The 21,373-nt window shown below is 54.1% G+C and carries 15 protein-coding genes; 4 read left to right on the top strand and 11 right to left on the bottom strand.

Translation table 11 applies throughout. The features are described from left to right. Positions 1–135: 135 nt before the first annotated feature. Positions 136–828: a DUF421 domain-containing protein gene (locus ACQG1K_RS07770; protein ID WP_023299721.1), complete on the bottom strand. Its 693-nt coding sequence runs from the start codon at positions 826–828 to the stop codon at positions 136–138. Positions 829–955: 127 nt separating this feature from the next. On the opposite strand from ACQG1K_RS07770, the gene ycaO reads away from it, so the two are divergent. The 4 genes from ycaO to pflA all read left to right on the top strand — a co-directional run bounded on the left by ycaO (position 956) and on the right by pflA (position 7,257). Further along, entirely contained in the window at positions 956–2,716 is a 1,761-nt protein-coding gene (gene ycaO / locus ACQG1K_RS07765; RefSeq protein ID WP_199008407.1) for a 30S ribosomal protein S12 methylthiotransferase accessory factor YcaO, read from the top strand. Between the two features lie 405 nt (positions 2,717–3,121). Beyond that, entirely contained in the window at positions 3,122–3,979 is an 858-nt protein-coding gene (gene focA / locus ACQG1K_RS07760; protein ID WP_017384832.1) for a formate transporter FocA, read from the top strand. A gap of 51 nt (positions 3,980–4,030) precedes the next feature. Beyond that, complete coding sequence (gene pflB / locus ACQG1K_RS07755) at positions 4,031–6,313, top strand: formate C-acetyltransferase (protein WP_022647624.1); 2,283 nt, start codon at positions 4,031–4,033, stop codon at positions 6,311–6,313. 203 nt (positions 6,314–6,516) lie between these two features. Continuing rightward, positions 6,517–7,257 carry a pyruvate formate lyase 1-activating protein gene (gene pflA, locus ACQG1K_RS07750; RefSeq protein WP_003858250.1) on the top strand — a complete coding sequence of 247 codons (741 nt, stop codon included), beginning with the start codon at positions 6,517–6,519 and terminating at the stop codon, positions 7,255–7,257. Between the two features lie 36 nt (positions 7,258–7,293). Here the strand turns inward: pflA and ACQG1K_RS07745 are convergent, their stop codons facing one another. The 10 genes from ACQG1K_RS07745 to lrp form a co-directional block, all read right to left on the bottom strand. Then, on the bottom strand, positions 7,294–7,815 hold the full coding sequence (locus ACQG1K_RS07745) for an anti-virulence regulator CigR family protein (protein WP_032624534.1): 522 nt from the start codon (positions 7,813–7,815) through the stop codon (positions 7,294–7,296). Positions 7,816–7,938: 123 nt separating this feature from the next. Continuing rightward, positions 7,939–9,087 (bottom strand): MFS transporter, encoded by a 1,149-nt coding sequence (locus ACQG1K_RS07740; RefSeq protein WP_022647622.1) that lies wholly within the window; start codon positions 9,085–9,087, stop codon positions 7,939–7,941. 274 nt (positions 9,088–9,361) lie between these two features. Then, positions 9,362–10,225, bottom strand: a complete 864-nt coding sequence (locus ACQG1K_RS07735) for a dimethyl sulfoxide reductase anchor subunit family protein (protein WP_367074716.1) — start codon at positions 10,223–10,225, stop codon at positions 9,362–9,364. Position 10,226: 1 nt separating this feature from the next. Next, on the bottom strand, positions 10,227–10,844 hold the full coding sequence (locus ACQG1K_RS07730; RefSeq protein WP_017384545.1) for a DMSO/selenate family reductase complex B subunit: 618 nt from the start codon (positions 10,842–10,844) through the stop codon (positions 10,227–10,229). A 10-nt stretch (positions 10,845–10,854) separates the two neighbouring features. Continuing rightward, entirely contained in the window at positions 10,855–13,299 is a 2,445-nt protein-coding gene (gene dmsA / locus ACQG1K_RS07725; protein WP_023299718.1) for a dimethylsulfoxide reductase subunit A, read from the bottom strand. Between the two features lie 211 nt (positions 13,300–13,510). Further along, positions 13,511–14,803 (bottom strand): serine--tRNA ligase, encoded by a 1,293-nt coding sequence (gene serS / locus ACQG1K_RS07720; protein WP_003858266.1) that lies wholly within the window; start codon positions 14,801–14,803, stop codon positions 13,511–13,513. 92 nt (positions 14,804–14,895) lie between these two features. After that, positions 14,896–16,239: a replication-associated recombination protein RarA gene (rarA, locus tag ACQG1K_RS07715; RefSeq protein ID WP_022647619.1), complete on the bottom strand. Its 1,344-nt coding sequence runs from the start codon at positions 16,237–16,239 to the stop codon at positions 14,896–14,898. 9 nt (positions 16,240–16,248) lie between these two features. Further along, positions 16,249–16,863, bottom strand: a complete 615-nt coding sequence (lolA, locus tag ACQG1K_RS07710; RefSeq protein WP_022647618.1) for an outer membrane lipoprotein chaperone LolA — start codon at positions 16,861–16,863, stop codon at positions 16,249–16,251. Positions 16,864–16,990: 127 nt separating this feature from the next. Continuing rightward, positions 16,991–20,674: a DNA translocase FtsK 4TM domain-containing protein gene (locus tag ACQG1K_RS07705; protein ID WP_367074712.1), complete on the bottom strand. Its 3,684-nt coding sequence runs from the start codon at positions 20,672–20,674 to the stop codon at positions 16,991–16,993. 135 nt (positions 20,675–20,809) lie between these two features. Then, on the bottom strand, positions 20,810–21,304 hold the full coding sequence (lrp, locus tag ACQG1K_RS07700) for a leucine-responsive transcriptional regulator Lrp (protein WP_000228469.1): 495 nt from the start codon (positions 21,302–21,304) through the stop codon (positions 20,810–20,812). Between the last annotated feature and the right edge of the window lie 69 nt (positions 21,305–21,373).

Below are 21,373 nucleotides of genomic sequence, written 5' to 3'. Positions count from 1 at the left end.
GTTATAACTGTGGATATCGGTTTTATCATTCAGTGACACGCGCCGCAATGTCTAAAACTTATGGCCGAAGAAATGTGCCCCTCGTCACACAAAACAATCTGCCGTACCGTTGTCGCAATACCGACAATATCGCTGTCAGGTAATGCGTTTAGCCCGGCTAACCTTCGTCCATTCTGGATTTGTACAGCGAGGGCATAATTGATGATCGCCCGCCTGCATGACCACCACGTGGCTGCATTTTATGCAAGCATACTGGCCCGCATCAGGGACGGTTTTGTATCGCTCGATAAGCATATCCGGCAGTATGCACAGGCCGGGCTTGACCTCATCGTCAGGATAGTAATAAACGCTGATTTGACCGTTCGTTTCCATAATCGCCAGACGCACCTGCCCCAGCTGTTCAACGCTGCTTATACGTAGCTCCATAAAGAACTCAAACTCCGTCATATTGGCGCTTTGCACATTCTCCCAGGCCAGTTGACCATCTTCGACAATCACCACCGGTTTTCCTTCGAACAGATCTTCCAGTTTTTCACTTTTCGACATCAGCCACATGACCAGCCGGTACAGCAGCGCAAGCGTCACGAAGACGATAAAAACCGGCACCATCGGCACATCGTCATAAAAGGCAACGTCCCCTGCCGCCGAACCCAGCGTCAGGATAATCAGCACTTCAAACAGTGACATCTGCCGCACGCCGCGACGTCCGGTGATTTTCAGAAACAGGAAGACGAGTACAAAGGTGTACAGGCTACGCAACGCCACTTCGCCTAAAAACTCAGGTGGGACTTTATCAAACGCCATCCGCTGGAGATCAAATGCTTTCATTTTTTTATGCCTTAACAGTAGGTTACTGCTTATAAGCATAGCCCAGCCATTTATTTTCGCCGGAGATAGCACCCGTCACGCAAAACCCGTATCATTGCGCGCTTTACGTACGATAAAAGTGAACGCCATGACTCAAACGTTTATCCCCGGCAAAGACGCCGCTCTGGAAGATTCCATCGCTCGCTTCCAGCAGAAACTGACCGACCTGGGCTTTAATATCGAAGAAGCCTCCTGGCTGAATCCGGTGCCTCACGTCTGGTCCGTGCATATTCGCGACAAAGACTGTGCGCTGTGCTTTACCAACGGCAAAGGCGCGACCAAAAAAGCGGCACTGGCCTCTGCGCTGGGTGAGTATTTTGAGCGTCTGTCCACCAACTATTTCTTCGCCGACTTCTGGCTGGGTGAAACGATTGCCAACGGCCCGTTCGTTCACTACCCGAACGAAAAATGGTTCCCGCTACCCGAAGACGACGAACTGCCGGAAGACATTCTCGATGCCCGCCTGCGCGCGTTCTACGATCCGGAAAACGAACTGACCGCCAGCATGCTGATCGACCTGCAATCCGGCAATGAGGATCGTGGTATCTGCGCCCTGCCGTTCACCCGTCAGTCTGACGAGCAGACCGTTTACATTCCAATGAACATCGTTGGCAATCTGTATGTGTCTAACGGTATGTCTGCCGGTAACACCCGTAACGAAGCGCGTGTACAGGGGTTGTCTGAAGTTTTCGAGCGTCACATCAAAAACCGTATTATTGCTGAATCCATCAGCCTGCCGGAGATCCCGGCTGACGTGCTGGCGCGCTACCCGGGCGTGGTGGAATCCATCGCCAAACTGGAAGCGGAAGGTTTCCCAATCTTTGCTTATGACGGCTCTCTGGGCGGCAAATATCCGGTTATCTGCGTGGTACTGTTTAACCCGGCAAATGGCACCTGCTTCGCCTCTTTCGGCGCGCACCCGGACTTCGGCGTGGCGCTGGAGCGTACCGTGACCGAACTGCTGCAAGGTCGTAGCCTGAAAGATCTCGACGTATTCACCCCGCCAACCTTTGATGATGAAGAAGTCGCCGAGCACACCAACCTCGAAACGCACTTCATCGACTCCAGCGGTTTGATCTCCTGGGATATGTTCAAACAGGACGCAGACTATCCGTTCGTGGACTGGAGCTTTGCCGGTACGACGGAAGAAGAGTTCGCCACCCTGATGGCGATCTTCAACGCGGAAGATCAGGAAGTCTATATTGCCGACTATGAACACCTCGGCGTTTATGCGTGCCGTATTATTGTGCCGGGTATGTCGGACATCTATCCGGCAGAAGATCTGTGGCTGGCGAACAACAGCATGGGCGCGCATCTGCGTGAAACCCTGCTGGCCCTGCCGGGCAGCGAGTGGGATAAAGAAGATTATCTGAACCTGATCGCCCAACTGGACGAAGAAGGACACGATGATTTCACCCGCGTACGCGAACTGCTGGGTCTGGCAACCGGAAAAGATAACGGCTGGTACACGCTGCGCATCGGCGAGCTAAAAGCGATGCTGGCGCTGGCGGGCGGCGATCTGGATCAGGCTTTGGCCTGGACCGAGTGGACGATGGAGTTTAACCAGTCCGTCTTCTCCGCCGAGCGCACTAACTATTACCGTTGCCTGCAAACGCTGCTCTTGCTTTCTCAGGAAGACGACCGCGAGCCATTGCAGTATCTGAACGCCTTCGTCCGCATGTACGGTGCAGATGCCGTTGAAGCTGCCAGCGCGGCGCTGAGCGGTGAAGAACCGTTCTATGGCCTGCAAGCGGTTGACAGCGATCTGAAAGCCTTCCCGGCGCATCAGTCGCTGCTGAATGCGTATGAAAAATTGCAGAAGGCTAAAGCCGCTTACTGGTCAAAATAAGCGCATATAACATTAATGGCTGTAGGCGTATTCAATCGCCTGAGCTATATTACGGGGCAATTTCATTGCCCCTTTTTTTTATTTTTCCGCAATGACGTTTAATTGTAATAATTAAGTTAACCACGGGTAAATATAAAAACGCTTACCTGGGCTTTACTGTTACTAATTCTAATAAATACTCCATTTTAATTAACTGTTCCACGGGAGGCTGAAGGAAAAAATTCAACTCTTTTCATAACTTTTAAAATTTATTTTTATACGGATAATCAAATACTTACTCCGCTTTTGCTGTAAAACCATACACACTGCGGGCCTATAAGCCAGGCGAGATATGATCTATATCAATTTCTCTTCTATAATGCTTTGTTAGTATCTCGTCGCCGACTTAATAAAGAGAGAGTTAGTGTGAAAGCTGACAACCCTTTTGATCTATTACTCCCCGCTGCGATGGCGAAAGTTGCCGAAGAAGCGGGTGTCTACAAAGCAACGAAACATCCGATGACGACGTTCTTTCTGGCCATTACGGCTGGGGTGTTCATCTCCATCGCTTTCGTCTTCTATATCACAGCCACCACCGGCACTGCCGGGATGCCTTTCGGCATAGCGAAACTGATTGGTGGTATTTGCTTCTCACTGGGCCTGATCCTCTGCGTCATCTGCGGCGCCGACCTCTTCACCTCAACGGTGCTGATTGTTGTGGCAAAAGCCAGCGGAAGAATTACCTGGGGTCAACTGGGGCGCAACTGGCTCAACGTCTACGTTGGCAACCTGATTGGCTGTCTGCTCTTTGTTCTGTTGATGTGGCTTTCTGGCGAGTACATGACCGCCAACGGCGGCTGGGGGCTTAACGTCCTGCAAACCGCCGACCACAAAATGCACCATACATTTATCGAAGCCGTTGCTCTCGGCATCCTTGCAAACCTGATGGTCTGCCTGGCGGTCTGGATGAGCTACTCTGGTCGTAGCCTGATGGATAAAGCCATGATTATGGTTCTGCCGGTTGCGATGTTTGTTGCCAGCGGCTTTGAGCACAGTATTGCGAATATGTTCATGATCCCGATGGGGATTGTTATCCGCAACTTTGCAAGCCCGGAGTTCTGGACTGCTGTTGGTTCAACCCCGGAAAGTTTTTCACACCTGACTATTATGAATTTCATTACTGATAACCTGATCCCCGTCACTATCGGGAACATTATCGGTGGGGGTCTGTTAGTTGGGTTGACATACTGGGTCATTTACCTGCGTGGCGGCGATCATCATTAATGGTTGTCTCAGGCAGTAAATAAAAAATCCACTTAAGAAGGTAGGTGTTACATGTCCGAGCTTAATGAAAAGTTAGCCACAGCCTGGGAAGGTTTTACGAAAGGTGACTGGCAGAATGAAGTCAACGTCCGTGACTTCATTCAGAAAAACTATACCCCGTATGAAGGTGACGAATCCTTCCTGGCTGGTGCGACTGATGCAACCACCAAGCTGTGGGACAGCGTAATGGAAGGCGTTAAACTGGAAAACCGCACTCACGCGCCAGTTGATTTTGACACCTCCGTTGCTTCTACCATCACTTCTCACGATGCTGGCTACATCAACAAAGCCCTTGAGAAAATCGTTGGTCTCCAGACTGAAGCACCACTGAAACGCGCAATCATCCCGTTCGGTGGCATTAAAATGGTTGAAGGTTCCTGCAAAGCGTATAACCGCGAGCTGGACCCAATGCTGAAAAAAATCTTCACCGAATACCGTAAAACCCATAACCAGGGTGTATTCGATGTTTACACCAAAGACATTCTGAACTGCCGTAAATCTGGCGTTCTGACCGGTCTGCCAGATGCCTATGGCCGTGGCCGTATCATCGGTGACTACCGTCGCGTTGCGCTGTACGGTATCGACTTCCTGATGAAAGACAAATACGCGCAGTTCGTCTCTCTCCAGTCTGACCTGGAAAACGGCGTAAACCTGGAAGCGACTATCCGTCTGCGTGAAGAGATTGCTGAACAGCACCGTGCGCTGGGTCAGATCAAAGAGATGGCGGCTAAATACGGCTGTGATATCTCTGGTCCTGCAACCAACGCTCAGGAAGCTATTCAGTGGACCTACTTCGGCTACCTGGCCGCGGTTAAGTCTCAGAACGGTGCAGCAATGTCCTTCGGCCGCGTATCCACCTTCCTGGATGCGTATATCGAACGCGATATCAAAGCAGGCAAAATCACCGAGCAAGACGCTCAGGAAATGATTGACCACCTGGTCATGAAACTGCGTATGGTTCGCTTCCTGCGTACTCCAGAATATGATGAGCTGTTCTCTGGTGACCCAATCTGGGCAACCGAATCTATCGGCGGTATGGGCGTAGATGGCCGTACTCTGGTAACCAAAAACAGCTTCCGCTTCCTGAACACCCTGTACACCATGGGTCCTTCTCCGGAGCCGAACATCACCGTTCTGTGGTCTGAAAAACTGCCACTGAACTTCAAGAAATTCGCCGCTAAAGTGTCCATCGACACCTCTTCTCTGCAATACGAGAACGATGACCTGATGCGTCCGGACTTCAACAACGACGACTACGCTATCGCGTGCTGCGTAAGCCCAATGGTTGTTGGTAAGCAAATGCAGTTCTTCGGTGCGCGTGCAAACCTGGCGAAAACCATGCTGTACGCAATCAACGGCGGCGTTGACGAAAAACTGAAAATGCAGGTTGGTCCTAAGTCTGAACCGATCAAAGGCGACCTTCTGAACTTCGACGAAGTGATGGAGCGCATGGATCACTTCATGGACTGGCTGGCTAAGCAGTATGTCACTGCGCTGAACGTCATCCACTACATGCACGACAAGTACAGCTACGAAGCCTCTCTGATGGCGCTGCACGACCGTGACGTCGTTCGCACCATGGCGTGTGGTATCGCAGGTCTGTCCGTTGCGGCTGACTCCCTGTCTGCAATCAAATATGCGAAAGTTAAGCCAATTCGTGACGAAGATGGTCTGGCTATAGACTTCGAAATCGAAGGCGAATATCCGCAGTTTGGTAACAACGACGCTCGCGTTGATGACATGGCGGTTGACCTGGTAGAACGTTTCATGAAGAAAATTCAGAAACTCACTACCTATCGTAACGCTATCCCGACTCAGTCTGTTCTGACCATTACCTCTAACGTTGTGTATGGTAAGAAAACCGGTAACACCCCAGACGGTCGTCGTGCTGGCGCGCCATTCGGCCCAGGTGCTAACCCAATGCACGGTCGTGACCAGAAAGGTGCGGTTGCCTCTCTGACCTCCGTTGCTAAACTGCCGTTTGCATACGCGAAAGATGGTATCTCTTACACCTTCTCTATCGTGCCAAACGCGCTGGGTAAAGACGACGAAGTGCGTAAAACTAACCTCGCGGGTCTGATGGATGGTTACTTCCACCACGAAGCGTCCATCGAAGGTGGTCAGCACCTGAACGTGAACGTGATGAACCGTGAAATGCTGCTCGACGCGATGGAACATCCTGAGAAGTATCCTCAGCTGACCATCCGCGTATCTGGCTACGCAGTACGTTTTAACTCCCTGACGAAAGAACAGCAGCAGGACGTTATCACCCGTACTTTCACTCAGTCCATGTAAGTGGAATTGACTGAAATCACGCGTTAAAAAGCGTACAATAAAGGCTCCACGCAAGTGGGGCCTTTTTAACACCCTCGCTTCATCAGTCTCTTTTGTCCGCTATCTATACTTAATGGATAACAGCCAAAACAGACTCGACATAGCCTTTGAGCTGTGCATCTACATAGGCCCCCGGATGGGCCAAATTCGGAGATATCACCGCAATGTCAATTATTGGTCGCATTCACTCCTTTGAATCCTGTGGCACCGTCGATGGCCCGGGGATCCGCTTTATCACTTTCTTCCAGGGCTGCCTGATGCGCTGCCTGTACTGCCATAACCGTGACACCTGGGACACCCATGGCGGTAAAGAAGTCACCGTTGAGGATCTGATGAAAGAGGTGGTGACCTATCGCCACTTCATGAACGCGTCCGGTGGTGGCGTGACGGCATCCGGCGGTGAAGCTATTCTTCAGGCTGAATTTGTGCGCGACTGGTTCCGCGCCTGCCATAAAGAAGGTATTCATACCTGCCTCGACACCAACGGCTTTGTGCGCCGTTACGATCCGGTTATTGATGAACTGCTTGAAGTGACCGATCTGGTGATGCTCGATCTCAAGCAGATGAACGATGAGATCCACCAGAATCTGGTTGGCGTCTCAAACCACCGTACGCTGGAATTTGCCAAATACATTGCCAACAAAGGCGTCAAGACCTGGATCCGCTACGTGGTGGTGCCGGGCTGGTCAGATGATGATGATTCTGCACATCGTCTGGGCGAATTTACCCGGGATATGGGTAACGTGGAGAAAATTGAACTCCTGCCCTATCACGAGCTGGGTAAACACAAATGGGTGGCAATGGGTGAAGAGTACAAGCTCGATGGCGTGAAGCCGCCGAAAAAAGAGACGATGGAGCGCGTCAAAGGTATTCTTGAGCAGTATGGCCACAAGGTCATGTATTAACGAAAAGGCCCGGTGAAAACCGGGCCTTTTTATATTCTATTTAAAGACGCCGTTAATCACGGAAGTCACAATCGCGGTACTCAGCGCAATTAAGACCAGGTCGTCACCCACCACGCGCCATTCATAGCCCGGATAAGAAGGAAGCTGACCCAGCATATCGGCTGGCACGGTTTTCTTCGCAATGCCCGGAGGCAGTGGCTTACCGCGCGCCAGGTTTTTCGCAATACCCGGAGGCAGAGAGTCGTAGCCCGTTAAGCCGTAATTCAGTGCCAGATGGCGGGCATGATCGAAGCTCACGCGGACGTCAACATCATGACCAACATCGTTGCTGTTTTTAAAGCTCTTATCCGATTTTCCTGGATTATCCTGGCCGTTATTGTGCTTATTACCATGGTTACCAGCGTTCCCGTTACCATGATTGCCGCTATTACCTTGTCCGCCACCGTTTCCGTGACCACCGCCATTCCCGTTTCCAGGATTAGCCATGGCCGGAGCCGTTGCAAACGTTAAAGCCAACACTACGGCAAGTGCGGTAGTGGAAAAACGACGAGTAGACATGATTGCTGCCTTTTAGTGGTAGAACTCATTTGAATTATCGCCAGGCAGTAAAAACTCACAATAAGTAAAAGTCTTATATGTGACAGGGACAAAAAAGCCTGTCATCGACAGGCTTTTATTTAATCAGGCATGTGCCACTGGCGTTGGGTGCTCGCCCGCTTTGCGCAGCAGCATTAACAGATAAATAAACGATACGCTGGCGATCATGATAAACAGCAGATTATCAGAGTAATTTTGCATGAGCATAGCGGTAAAAGTCGGCCCCAGTAAACTGCCGATGGTGTAACTCAGCAACAATGCCTGGTTCATCGCCACCAGCTGGTGATGCTCAACTTTCTCACAGGCCCAGGCCATCGCGACCGGATAGAGCGTAAAACCCGCAGCCCCCAGAATGAACAGCGCAGGCGCCATCGCGGCGTTGCTGAGCATGGCGAGACAGCCCATGATGACCACGAAAACCTGGACGCGCAGCACCAGCAGACGACCAAAGCGGTCCGCCAGGCGGCCAATCGGCCACTGGCCGACAATCCCCGCGCTGACCATCACCGCCATCCAGAAACCGATCCCGGAATCGCTGACGCCCTGATGGTTGAGATAGAGCGGCATCAGGCCATAGAGCGACCCCAGCACAATCCCGGAAATAATACAGCCGTTAATCCCCAGGCGCGCCTGACGCAGTCTCAGCATCGGCCAAACGTGCGTGGCCTCCTGATGCTCACTGCTCTGGTTCACGATACGGGTAAAGAGCAGCGGCAGAATTGCGGCCAGCACCATCCCTGTTACCCATGGCAGAACGCTCATCAGGTCGGTTGGGAATTTGCTGACCATCAGTTGTCCCAGAACGGTACCGACGTAGTAAACCATCATATAAGCCGCCAGCAGACGCCCGCGATTACGGGACGTGCCGCTGCACATCAGCGCACTTTCAACCACCACCCAGATCATGGCGCAGCCAACGCCCGCAATAAAGCGCCAGACCATCCAGCTCCAGAAGCCGACCATCAGTCCTAAACCGGCGCATCCGACGGCAAAGATCAGTGACGCCAGATAATAACTGCGGTTAAAACCAAAGCGCTTAATAAGGCTGCCCGTTAATAAGGTACCCAGCAGATTGCCCGTAAAAAAGGACGAGCTAACCATACCCACCTGCCAGGTTGGTAAGTTTTCATGGGCGAGCCATAGCGGGACGAGTGTGTTCAACACCGCGATCGCCAGGGTCAGCAAAAGCAGGCCACAGAGCAACAAAAGCACCGGGCGGGTATAGGTGGTCATGGATTAAAAACCGTGAGGAAGTTCAGATTTCGTGCGCATCATGCCACTGGCAAAAACAAAGTCAATCCACCGATTCAGGCGTCACGCACGATATGCGCCTTGTCGATTTAAAAAACTCATCCTGCTAATGCAAAGCCTGCTACCAATATTAATTATCTATTTGTTTTTATTTATTTCCGGGAATTTTTACAACGAAACATCAGTCGAAAAATTTCATGAATGAAAAAAGAAAAGCCGGGCACTATGTCCCGGCTTTTTATAACAAAATCTAAAATTAGCTGGCGACAGCCATACCGACCGTCATATGCAGACCGTAAAATACGCCGCGACCAATTAACTCCCCTGCCAGCACCAGCACAAAGGCCAGTGACAGCAACGGTAGCGCAGGCGCGTAACCTTTAAGCTGAGGGGCAATCCAGCACACCAGCGCCGCCGTCAGCAGCACCACACGCCAGGCCATCAGAGAACCGTAATCCGGTACCAGCGCCGAAGCCTGTTGGATAGAGCTGTGAATCGTCGCCAGCTCCGCTCCCTGCATAAGCGCTACAACGGTACTGATGACCAGTGCCAGCAGCGAGACCGCGGGCAGCAGGCGCATCGCCCAACCATTAATGCCAGCTACACGCAGAAGCAGATAACCCAGCAGCGGCCCGCCAATAAACATGGTCAGGAAGAAGCTCATCGGCGTCCAGACGCTGTACCAGGTCGGAACGGTATCGATGGTGTTGTACACCCGGACCATCATCCAGACGAAGACAACGCCCAGTACCATGGTGACGATGAGCCACAACGCACGTAACCCTGACGGCAGCTTTTTCAGCGCTGCCAGTAACCACCCCAGCCCGCCAACTGCAAAGAAGATTGCGCCGCTGGTAATCTCGTTACTCAGCGAAGAGGCACCTACGCGGTTCAGGGAGTTAAACGCGCGCATCGGTGAGCCCAGGTGCAGAGTAGAGGCGATAAACCCAATCCCCATCAACACCCACAGGCCAAACATGCTCAACACTAAACGCTGCTGCTGTTCAGCATTGAGGTTCCCTTTTAACAGCGCCAGCGCAAGGACGATAAACCCGCCTGCAACACACTGCCCAAAGACCGTGAAGATCATAAGCGGCCATTCATGCCATCCACTTCCCATCTCACACCTCCTTCGGGTTTGCCAGGTAGCCGGTGGTATCACCCGTCGGACGGCTGTTGGCGTTAGGTTTAATCACAATACTCGGCTTCGTGAAGTGCGCAGACGGCAGCGGCGCGACCGCAGCAAGCTGACCGTGTTTTTTACGCAGCTCTTCAATCGGGCCAAAGTCCAGCGCGCGCAGCGGGCAGGACTCGACGCAGATGGGCTTTTTGCCGTCCGCCACGCGGCTGTGGCAGCCGTCGCACTTGGTCATGTGGCCTTTAGCCGCGTTATACTGCGGCGCACCGTACGGGCAGGCCATGTGGCAGTAGCGACAGCCAATGCAGACATCCTCGTCCACCACCACAAAACCGTCGTCGCGCTTGTGCATTGCCCCGCTCGGGCAGACCTTGGTGCAGGCCGGATCTTCGCAGTGGTTGCAGGCAATCGACAGGTAATAGGCGAAGACGTTCTGATGCCAGACGCCGTTATCCTCCTGCCAGTCGCCGCCCGCGTATTCATAAATACGACGGAAGCTGACGTCCGGGGTCAGGTCTTTATAATCCTTGCAGGCCAGCTCGCAGGTTTTGCACCCGGTGCAGCGGCTGGAATCAATAAAAAATCCATACTGGGTTGTCATCGGTTACTCCTTACGCCTTTTCAACCTGAACGAGGTTTGTGTGGGATGGGTTGCCCTTCGCCAGCGGCGATGGACGCTGCGTAGTGAGAACGTTGATGCAGCCAGCCTGATCGATACGGTTCGCATCCGGGTTATACCAGGCCCCTTCCCCCAGCGCGACAACGCCAGGCATCATGCGCGGAGTCACTTTAGCTTCGATATGCACTTCGCCACGTCCGTTGAAGATACGTACGCGATCGCCATTACTGATGCCGCGCGCTTTCGCATCCATCGGGTTGATCCACATCTCCTGTCGGCAGGCCGCTTTCAGAACGTCAACGTTGCCGTAGGTGGAGTGAACACGCGCTTTGTAGTGGAAACCGGTTAACTGAAGTGGGAATTTCTCCGTCAGCGGATCGTTGTAGTTTTCGAAGCCAGGCGTATAGATCGGCAGCGGATCGATAACGTCCCCTTCCGGCAATTCCCACGTTGCGGCAATTTTTGCCAGCTCTTCGGAGTAGATCTCGATTTTGCCCGACGGCGTGGTCAGCGGATTGGCCTGCGGATCGTCGCGGAAGGCTTTATACGCCACGTGATGCCCTTCCGGATCGCGCTGCTTGTACATGCCCTGCTTGCGGAAGGTATCGAAGTCCGGCAGGTCTGGAATGGCTTTGCGTGAGAGCTCGTGCAGATGGCGCATCCACTCTTCCTGAGTACGCCCCTCTGTGAACTGCTGCTCAACGCCAAGACGTTTCGCCAGCTCGGACGTCATCTCATAGATGGTTTTGCACTCGAAGCGCGGTTTGATGGCCTGGTCTGTGAAGATCACATAGGACATGTTGCCGCAGGAGGCGTCCAGCGCGAAATCCATCTGCTCAGAGGCGGTGCAGTCTGGGAGCAGAATATCGGCATACTTCGCCGATGAGGTCATGTGGCAGTCGATCACCACAATCATTTCGCACTTCTTGTCGTCCTGCAAAATTTCATGGGTGCGGTTGATCTCTGAGTGCTGGTTGATCAGGCAGTTACCGGCATAGTTCCAGATCATTTTGATTGGCACATCCAGCTTATCTTTGCCCCGAACACCGTCGCGTAGCGCGGTCATTTCCGGGCCGCGCTCAATCGCGTCCGTCCACATAAACATGGAGATGCTGGTCTGAACCGGGTTATCCAGCGTTGGCATACGTTCAAACGGTACTTCATACGAGCCTTCACGCGCCCCGCTATTACCGCCGTGAATGCCGACGTTGCCAGTCAGAATCGAGAGCATAGAAATAGCGCGGGTGGCAATTTCGCCGTTCGCGTGACGCTGCGGTCCCCAGCCCTGGCTGATATAAGCCGGTTTTGCTGAACCAATTTCACGGGCCAGCTGAACAATACGTTCGACTGGAATGCCGGTGATGGTGGATGCCCACTCAGGGGTTTTCGCTACCCCGTCGCTGCCCTGACCAAGAATATACGCTTTGTAATGCCCGTTAGCCGGTGCGCTGGCTGGCAGCGTCTTCTCGTCATAGCCGACGCAGTATTTATCAAGGAACGGCTGATCGACGAGGTTTTCAGTGATCATCACATACGCAAGCGCATTGACCAGCGCCGCATCGGTACCAGGGCGGATAGGGATCCACTCGTCTTCTCGCCCCGCGCCGGTATCGGTGTAGCGCGGATCGACGATGATCATACGTGCGTTGGATTTGGCGCGCGCCTGCTCAAGATAATAGGTTACCCCACCGCCGCTCATACGCGTTTCGCCCGGGTTGTTGCCGAACAATACCACCAGCTTGCTGTTTTCTATATCCGACGGGCTGTTACCGTCTGCCCAGCCGCCATAGGTGTAGTTCAGGCCCGCGGCAATCTGTGCGGAAGAGTAGTCGCCATAATGGTTGAGATAGCCGCCGCAGCAGTTCATCAGGCGCGCTACCAGCGTTTTACCCGGCGGCCAGGAGCGGGTCATGGTGCCGCCCAGCGTCCCGGTGCCATAGTTCAGGTAGATGGATTCGTTGCCGTATTCTTTGATCAGGCGCTGCATGTTGGTCGCGATAATATCGTAGGCTTCGTCCCAGCTAATGCGCTCGAACTTCCCTTCCCCACGCTTACCGACACGCTTCATCGGATATTTCAGACGATCCGGGTTATAAACGCGACGGCGCATTGAGCGGCCACGCAGACAGGCACGAACCTGGTGTAACCCTTCGTAGTTATCATCGCCGGTATTGTCGGTTTCAACGTATTTGATTTCACCGTCCACAACATGCATACGCAGGGGACAACGGCTACCACAGTTAACGGTACAGGCACTCCACACCACTTTTTCCGGGGCTGAAGCGGGAGACAGAGCCTCCGCCGCCGACGCCAGACGGGTAAAAGGAAGCGTAAAGGCGCTGCTGGCAACCGCCAGACCACCTATTGCCGTGGTTTTCATCAACCCACGGCGAGTGACCTCGGCAGCCATTAACGCTTCAGGCGCTTTGATTTTCATAAAGACTCACTTTGGTTGCTCACAAAGAAAAGAGAGGCGGCGCATACCGCTATGTAGTTTTATATATAACGAATTTCTTCGTTACAGGTGTTTTATGCTAACTTTCGTTCGGAGGAGTATTACTACTTTAGAGGGAGGGAATATTGCGTCGTATCAAATCAAAGATATAAAAAAAGCGCCCTGAGGCGCTTTTTTGTTTTGCAGCAAAATATTAGCCGATGAACTGCTGGCCTTTCATGTAAGGACGCAGCACCTCAGGGATCTCAATACGACCATCTGCCTGCTGGTAGTTCTCCAGCACGGCAACCAGCGTACGGCCAACCGCCAGACCAGAACCGTTCAGGGTATGAACCAGACGGGTCTTCTTGTCGGACTTGCTGCGGCAACGCGCCTGCATACGACGCGCCTGGAAATCCCAGACGTTAGAGCAAGAGGAGATTTCACGGTAGGTGTTTTGCGCAGGCACCCAGACTTCGAGGTCGAAGGTTTTGCAGGCGCCGAAGCCCATGTCACCGGTGCACAGCGCCATACGGCGGTATGGCAGCCCCAGCAGCTCCAGCACTTTCTCTGCGTGACCTGTCATCTCTTCCAGCGCGTCCATAGACTCTTCCGGACGAACGATCTGCACCATCTCAACTTTATCGAACTGGTGCATACGGATCAGACCGCGCGTATCACGACCGTAAGAACCGGCTTCAGAACGGAAACATGGAGAGTGCGCAGTCAGTTTGATTGGCAGATCGTCTTCGTCGATGATCTCATCACGCACGAGGTTGGTCAGCGGCACTTCCGCGGTTGGGATCAGCGCGTAGTTGCTGCTGTCAGCTTCTTCGTCCAGCGGACGGGTATGGAACAGATCGCCGGCAAATTTCGGCAACTGGCCTGTACCGTACAGCGTATCGTGGTTAACCAGATACGGAACGTAGGTTTCGCTGTAGCCATGCTGCTCGGTGTGCAGATCCAGCATAAATTGCGCCAGCGCGCGATGCAGGTGAGCAATCTGACCTTTCATTACCACGAAGCGAGAACCGGTCAGCTTAACCGCAGCCGCAAAGTCCAGGCCCGCGTGCATTTCGCCCAGCGTCACGTGATCGCGCACCTCGAAGTCAAACTCGCGAGGCGTACCCCAGCGTTTCACTTCAACGTTGTCGTTTTCGTCTTTGCCGACAGGGACGCTGTCGTCAGGAATGTTCGGGATCGCCAGAGCGATATCACGAATTTCAGCCTGAAGAACGTCCAGTTCAGCTTTCGCCTGATCCAGCTCTTCTCCCAGTTTGTTCACTTCCAGGCGTAATGGCTCAATATCTTCCCCGCGCGCTTTCGCCTGGCCAATGGATTTCGATCGAGAATTACGCTCTGCCTGCAGATTTTCAGTTTGTACCTGCAAAACTTTACGACGCTCTTCAAGAGCGCGCAGCTTATCTACATCCAGCTTAAAGCCCCGGCGTGCCAGTTTTTCAGCGACTGCGTCTGGCTCATTACGCAGCAGATTGGGATCGAGCATGCTTATCCTGTGCTTATCGAATTAAAAGAGGAAAAAGTGACCACAGCCTGCGGCCACAGAGATATATTGCCAACATTACCGCAACGATTGAACTAACGGTAGCGTTTTATAGGGCTATTTTGATCCTGTCCGGCAAGCCAGGCGAGCTTTTCGCCAATCTTACCCTCAAGACCTCTGTTTGTGGGGTGATAATAGCGGGTTTGTGCCATCTCCTGCGGGAAATACTCCTCGCCGGCGGCGTAGGCGTTGGGTTCGTCATGGGCGTAGCGATACTCCTGCCCGTAACCCATCTCTTTCATCAATTTGGTTGGCGCATTGCGCAGATGAACCGGCACATCGTAGTCCGGACGTTCACGTGCATCCGACATCGCCGCTTTGAAGGCGGTATACACCGCGTTACTTTTCGGTGCGCAAGCCAGATACACAATCGCCTGCGCAATGGCACGCTCGCCCTCCGCAGGCCCGACGCGGGTAAAGCAGTCCCAGGCGGAAATAGCGACCTGCATGGCGCGTGGATCGGCATTACCGACATCTTCTGACGCAATCGCCAGGCAGCGACGCGCGACATATAACGGATCGCCACCGGCGGTGATGATACGCGCATACCAGTAGAGCGCCGCATCCGGAGCGCTGCCGCGCACGGACTTATGTAAAGCAGAGATGAGGTCGTAAAAACGATCGCCTTTATTATCGAAGCGCGCGCTGCGCTCACCGGCAATTTCGGTGAGCAGTTCAGGCTTTAATACGCGCTTGCCCGCATCGTCCACTTCGGCCATATCGGCCATCATTTCGAGCGTGTTCAACGCACGACGGGCATCACCGTTAACCAGTTCGGCGATAGCAAGACGCGTCTCGTCCGGCAGAACGATATCCTGTCCGCCGTAACCACGCGCGTTGTCCTCCATCGCCTGCGTCAGAACTTTTTCGATATCTTCCGTGGTCAGCGATTTAAGCAGATACACGCGCGCCCGGGAGAGCAGCGCAGAGTTCAGTTCAAACGACGGGTTTTCCGTGGTGGCGCCGATAAAGAAAATCGTACCGTCTTCAATGTGCGGCAGAAAGGCGTCCTGCTGGCTCTTGTTGAAGCGGTGAACTTCGTCGACAAACAGAATGGTGCGACGTCCGGCATTGCGGTTTTGTCGCGCCCGCTCGATCGCCTCGCGGATCTCTTTCACCCCCGACGTGACCGCCGAGATGCGCTCAACGTCCGCGTTGGCATAGCGGGCAATCACTTCAGCGAGCGTGGTTTTTCCGGTGCCGGGTGGCCCCCAGAGGATCATGGAGTGCAGATGTCCCGCCTCAATAGCGCGCGGCAAGGGTTTCCCCGCAGCCAGCAGATGTTGCTGACCGATGTACTGCGCTAAATTTTCTGGCCGCATACGGGCGGCCAGAGGTTGAAACGCATTATCTGAAAAATCGAGCGACAGGTTGCTCACTCATGCCTCTTACTTATTGCGTTGGTCGTCCACCGTTACGCCCTGCGGCGGGGTAAAGGTGAATTTCGATGCATCAATGGCGCCGTTTTGCTGAGACTTCAACTGATAGCTGCTGCGCTGATCGTCCTGCTCAACCGCGCCGAACTGATTGATGGTACCGTTGCTGCTCACATTAATGGTGAACTGCTTCAGATTACCGTTGCTGCCTTTTGGCGTAAGGACGAACTCATCACCGTTTTGTTTTATGTTGTACTGCTGCCAGTCGCTGGACTGGTTACGGGCAATGAGCATAAACGGCGTATTGCTGGTCGCGTCTTTGAGCCAGGTGGCGGTCGCCTGCTCAACAAACGGATTGTAGAACCACAGGGTTTTACCGTCAGACACCAGAACGCTTTCATCCGGCTGGGTCATGTGCCAGTTGAACAGATTTGGGCGTTTTACCCACAAATCTCCCTGGCCTTCCTGCACCGCGTTGCCGCTGCCGTCAGTCACTTTTTGCGTGAAGCTGGCGTGGAAACTGCTCACTTTATCCAGTCGGCTTTTAAGGTCGCTGGCTGCATCAGCCCAGACGCTGCTGGCAACAAAACTGGAGAGTAATGCACAGGCGATGGCGATTTTTTTCATTGTTATTCCTTAAAATACGTCTTCCCGATATGGGGGTTCCGTTTCTATTCTGTACCTGCCCGAAGGCAGGCGACAGAAGAATATGCTTAATTTTTGCTGATTTACCCTTCTTTGCAATCGCTGAAGATTACTCAAAAGGCGGTGGCGCCAGCACCTCACGGTTACCGTTGTGCCCCTGTTCGCTCACGATGCCCTGGGCTTCCATCTGCTCAATGATACGCGCCGCGCGGTTGTAACCGATACGGAACTGGCGCTGCACGCCGGAGATGGACGCTTTGCGTTTTTCGGTGACGAAATTAACCGCCTGGTCGAATAACGGATCCAACTCTTCGCCGCCGTCAAAACCACCGCCGCCACCTTCGTTTTCGCTGTCAGAGGTGATGCCGTCAACATATTGCGGTCGCCCGCGCGCTTTCCAGTCTTGCACAACCGCGTGCACTTCCTGGTCGCGAACAAACGCACCGTGAACACGCACCGGCGAGGTGGAGTTCGGCCCGGAATAGAGCATATCACCCATCCCCAGCAGCGACTCTGCTCCGCCCTGGTCAAGGATAGTACGGGAGTCAATTTTACTCGACACGGTAAACGCGATACGGGTCGGGATGTTTGCCTTAATAAGACCGGTGATTACATCCACGGACGGACGCTGCGTTGCCAGTACCAGGTGGATGCCCGCCGCACGCGCTTTCTGTGCCAGACGCGCAATCAGCTCTTCCACTTTCTTGCCAACGGTCATCATCAGGTCGGCAAATTCATCCACCAGCACCACGATGTAAGGCAGTTTTTCCAGCACCGGATGCTGGGCATCCATGCTGTCACCTGGCTTCCAGTATGGGTCCGGAATCGGACGGCCCATACGCGCCGCCTCGGCGATTTTCTCGTTATAACCGGCCAGGTTACGCACGCCCAGCGCCGACATCAGCTTGTAGCGACGCTCCATTTCATTGACGCTCCAGCGTAATGCGTTGGCGGCGTCCTTCATGTCGGTAACCACTTCCGTTAACAGATGCGGAATGCCTTCGTAGACGGACAGTTCGAGCATTTTTGGGTCGATCATGATGAAACGCACGTCTTCAGGCTGCGCTTTGTAGAGCATACTGAGGATCATGGCGTTCACACCGACCGATTTACCCGAGCCTGTTGTACCCGCAACCAGCAGGTGCGGCATCTTCGCGAGATCGGCAACCACCGGATCGCCGGCGATATCTTTACCCAGCACCACGGTCAGCGGGGACGGGTTGTCGCGGAATTTGGTGTTATCCAGAACTTCACGCAGATAAACGGTCTGGCGTTTCTTGTTTGGCAGCTCAAGGCCAACGTAAGGCTTGCCTGGGATCACTTCCACCACGCGTACCGCCACGGTGGACAGAGAACGCGCCAGGTCGCGGGAGAGGTTAGAAATACGCGCCGCTTTTACGCCCGGTGCCAGGTTCAGTTCGAAACGGGTGATCACCGGGCCCGGTGAGTAGTTCACCACGTCCGCTTTAATGCGAAAGTCAGCCAGACGCGCTTCCACCAGACGGGCCATCTGCTCAAGGGCAAAGGTATCCACCGGCTCGACTTCCGCTGGCGGTGGCGTTAACAGATCCAGCGACGGTAGCGGCGTACTTGGTCGTTGCAGCGGTCGGCTGTCTCCGTTACGCATCAGCAGCGGGTGAATCAGGCTCTCCTGCGGCTGTGGTGCTGGCTGCTGGAACTGTGGCTGAGGCGGTTGAGAAGGTGTCTGCGGCTGCGCATACGCCTGCGGCGCCGGCTGTTGCGGCTGCCCGTAAGCCTGTGGTGCAGGCGGCTGACGCACCGGCTCCGCTTCCGGCATTACGCTCGGCGTGAACAGCGGTTCGCTTGGGCCATCATCCACCAGATCTTTCATTGGTGAGAATTCGAAATCCGACAGCGAGAACGGGTTTGCCCCCGAAGGTTGCTCACCGGAATAACGCTGCTGCTGCGTTGCTGCAAACTGGCGCGCCAGCTCCGCTTCGGCCGCATCATCGTCGTCCTGCTGTGAAGGCACGTGATGCTGTGAAGGCACGTCATGCTGATACTCTTCGCCGTAACGCTGATTCTGCTGGGCAGCAAACTGACGCGCCAGCTCATCCTGATGCAGTTCGTCGGCATCATCTTCGTAGTCGGACTCACGGGCTTTTTCTTCCGCCATACGCTGGGAAGGCAATTTAATGCCATAAGAGGCCAGCTCCCGGCGAGTCGGTACGCGCACGCGGTTAGGGCGCGGCAGCTGTGGACCAATGCCCTCTTTCACCTGAGGACGCGGGGCGCTGTCGGTTGCCGGGCTGAATAGCGGAGCGGACGCGGCAGCTGCTGCCGTTGCCTGCTTCACGGCTTCTGCACCCGACGCAACGGCTGGCGTAGGTTCTACAGGTGGAACGCTGACCGAAGGCGCTTTTGCAACAGGCTCCTGCACCGGCTCGGGCACGGGCTGATACCAGGCGGCAAGCTGCTCGCGCTCACGGGCGCGGCGCTCTTCCACTTCTTCAAAATAGTATAATGGCGGACGGGATGGCTTCGCTTCCTCCACCACTTCGGGTTCAGACACCGGTGCAACGTATGGCTGTTCAGGTACAGCGGGTTCGGGCGTATAAGCCTGATACGGTTGTTGCGGCACGCTGGCAGGCTCAGGCGGCTGATACGTTTGCTGCCACTGTTCCTGCTGCACAGGAATATAACTTTCAGGCTCAGGTGCAATGGTCGGTTCAGGCGTATGGACGCCTGGCGCAGTCTGCCAGTCTACCTGCGGTTGCTGGATCGCGGACTCCGGTGCCGGAACAGGCGAGGACGGCATCACGGCTTCAACAGGCGCAACATGGGCCTGAGCAGCCGTCGTTGCGGCAGCAGCAGCGGCTACCGGTTCAGTCACGGAGTGGCCATTCAGCAGCGGATCGTATTCGTCATACTCTCCCGGCGTGGCTCGATGGCCAGAGAACAGTACGTCATCAGGGTCGACGGCCGCACCGCGATACTCAATCTGCTCGTCTTCATCCATACGTTTGCCGGAGAACAGCGCGGCATCCGTTTTACGGCCTAACGGGTTAGCAAATTTTTCAGCGACGCGCTGGCGGCGCGCCAGAGCACCGCGTAGAATACGCGCGCGGCGAGATTCACGCCGCTGTACAGGCGCCTCGTATTCCTCTTCGTACTCATCTTCATACTCGTCTTCATCGACCCACGTATCGTCACGACGGGTACGGTTGCTGGCGGACGTCAGCAGCGTCAGAATAAAGCTGCCGATCTTCTCAGCAATGCTCACCCAGGACCAGCCGGTAAACAGCGTCAGGCCCGCCGCCCAGATACAGAGCAGCGCCAGCGTGCCGCCGCTGCTATGAAGCATCGGTTGCAGCGCGGAGCTCAACAGGCTGCCGATCACCCCGCCGGAGGCGAAGTACCAGATATCATCAGCGTTGATCGCCGCCAGCCCACAGGAGGTGAGGATCAGCGCCAGGGCGCCAATCAGGCGCAGCGTAACGGCAAAATAATCGATGTAGTCGTCGTTCTGTCGATGACGCCAGGCAAACCAGCATCCGCCAATAATGATGACGGGAAGGGTATAAGCCATCACTCCGAAAATGAAAAAGAGCGTGTCCGCAAGCCAGGCACCGGGAACGCCACCTAAGTTATGAATAGGCTCATGCCATGCGGTTTGCGACCAGCTGGGATCTGAGGGGTTGAAACTGAGTAAGGCGGCCATCAGCCAGACGGCAAAAAGGGCAATAACAATCAGTAACGCCTCGAGGAGACGACGTCCGCTGCTTAGCTTAGATAATGTGACTTCTTTGTCTTCAGTGTATTCCTGGCTCAAGAAAGGCTCTCCAGGTATCAGGCATGTCCTGCCTGTGTGCTAAAACGGACAACAGCGCCGGGTATCCTCGGCACTGTTGCTGTATGGATTAACAGGAGTGTAATCAAACTACACTGATTTTGCACCTGTTCCGTGTTAGCGCGTCTTAATAACCAGACGATTGCTCTGTTTGACCTCTTCCATCACCACATAAGTACGGGTGTCGTTCACGCCTGGCAGACGCAGCAGGGTTTCACCCAGCAGCTTACGGTAGGCGGACATATCAGGCACACGGGTTTTTAACAGGTAGTCAAAATCACCGGAAACCAGATGACACTCTTGAATTTCTTCAAGTTTTTGTACAGCGGCGTTAAATTGCTCAAACACATCCGGCGCACCACGATTCAGAGTAATCTCAACAAATACCAGAAGTGAGGCATCCAGATAATGCGGGTTTAGCAGAGCCGTATAGCCCTGAATAAAACCCTGTCTTTCCAGTCGACGCACACGCTCAAGGCACGGCGTCGGGGAAAGTCCCACACGTTTTGAAAGCTCGACGTTGGAAATACGCCCATCCTTTTGCAATTCATTAAGAATGTTACGATCGATACGGTCGAGATCTTTGCCAGGGCGCTTCTTGCTATCTACCATTATTATTGTCTCTCTGTATTCCTTCCCTACTCCTGCCTGGACCCTGTGCACATCACTGTTCAGAGCCTG

It is taken from the genome of Enterobacter cloacae complex sp. 402C9 (assembly GCF_050030745.1).
GTDB classification, from domain to species: domain Bacteria; phylum Pseudomonadota; class Gammaproteobacteria; order Enterobacterales; family Enterobacteriaceae; genus Enterobacter; species Enterobacter intestinihominis.
This window is presented reverse-complemented; position numbering and strand designations above follow the sequence as displayed.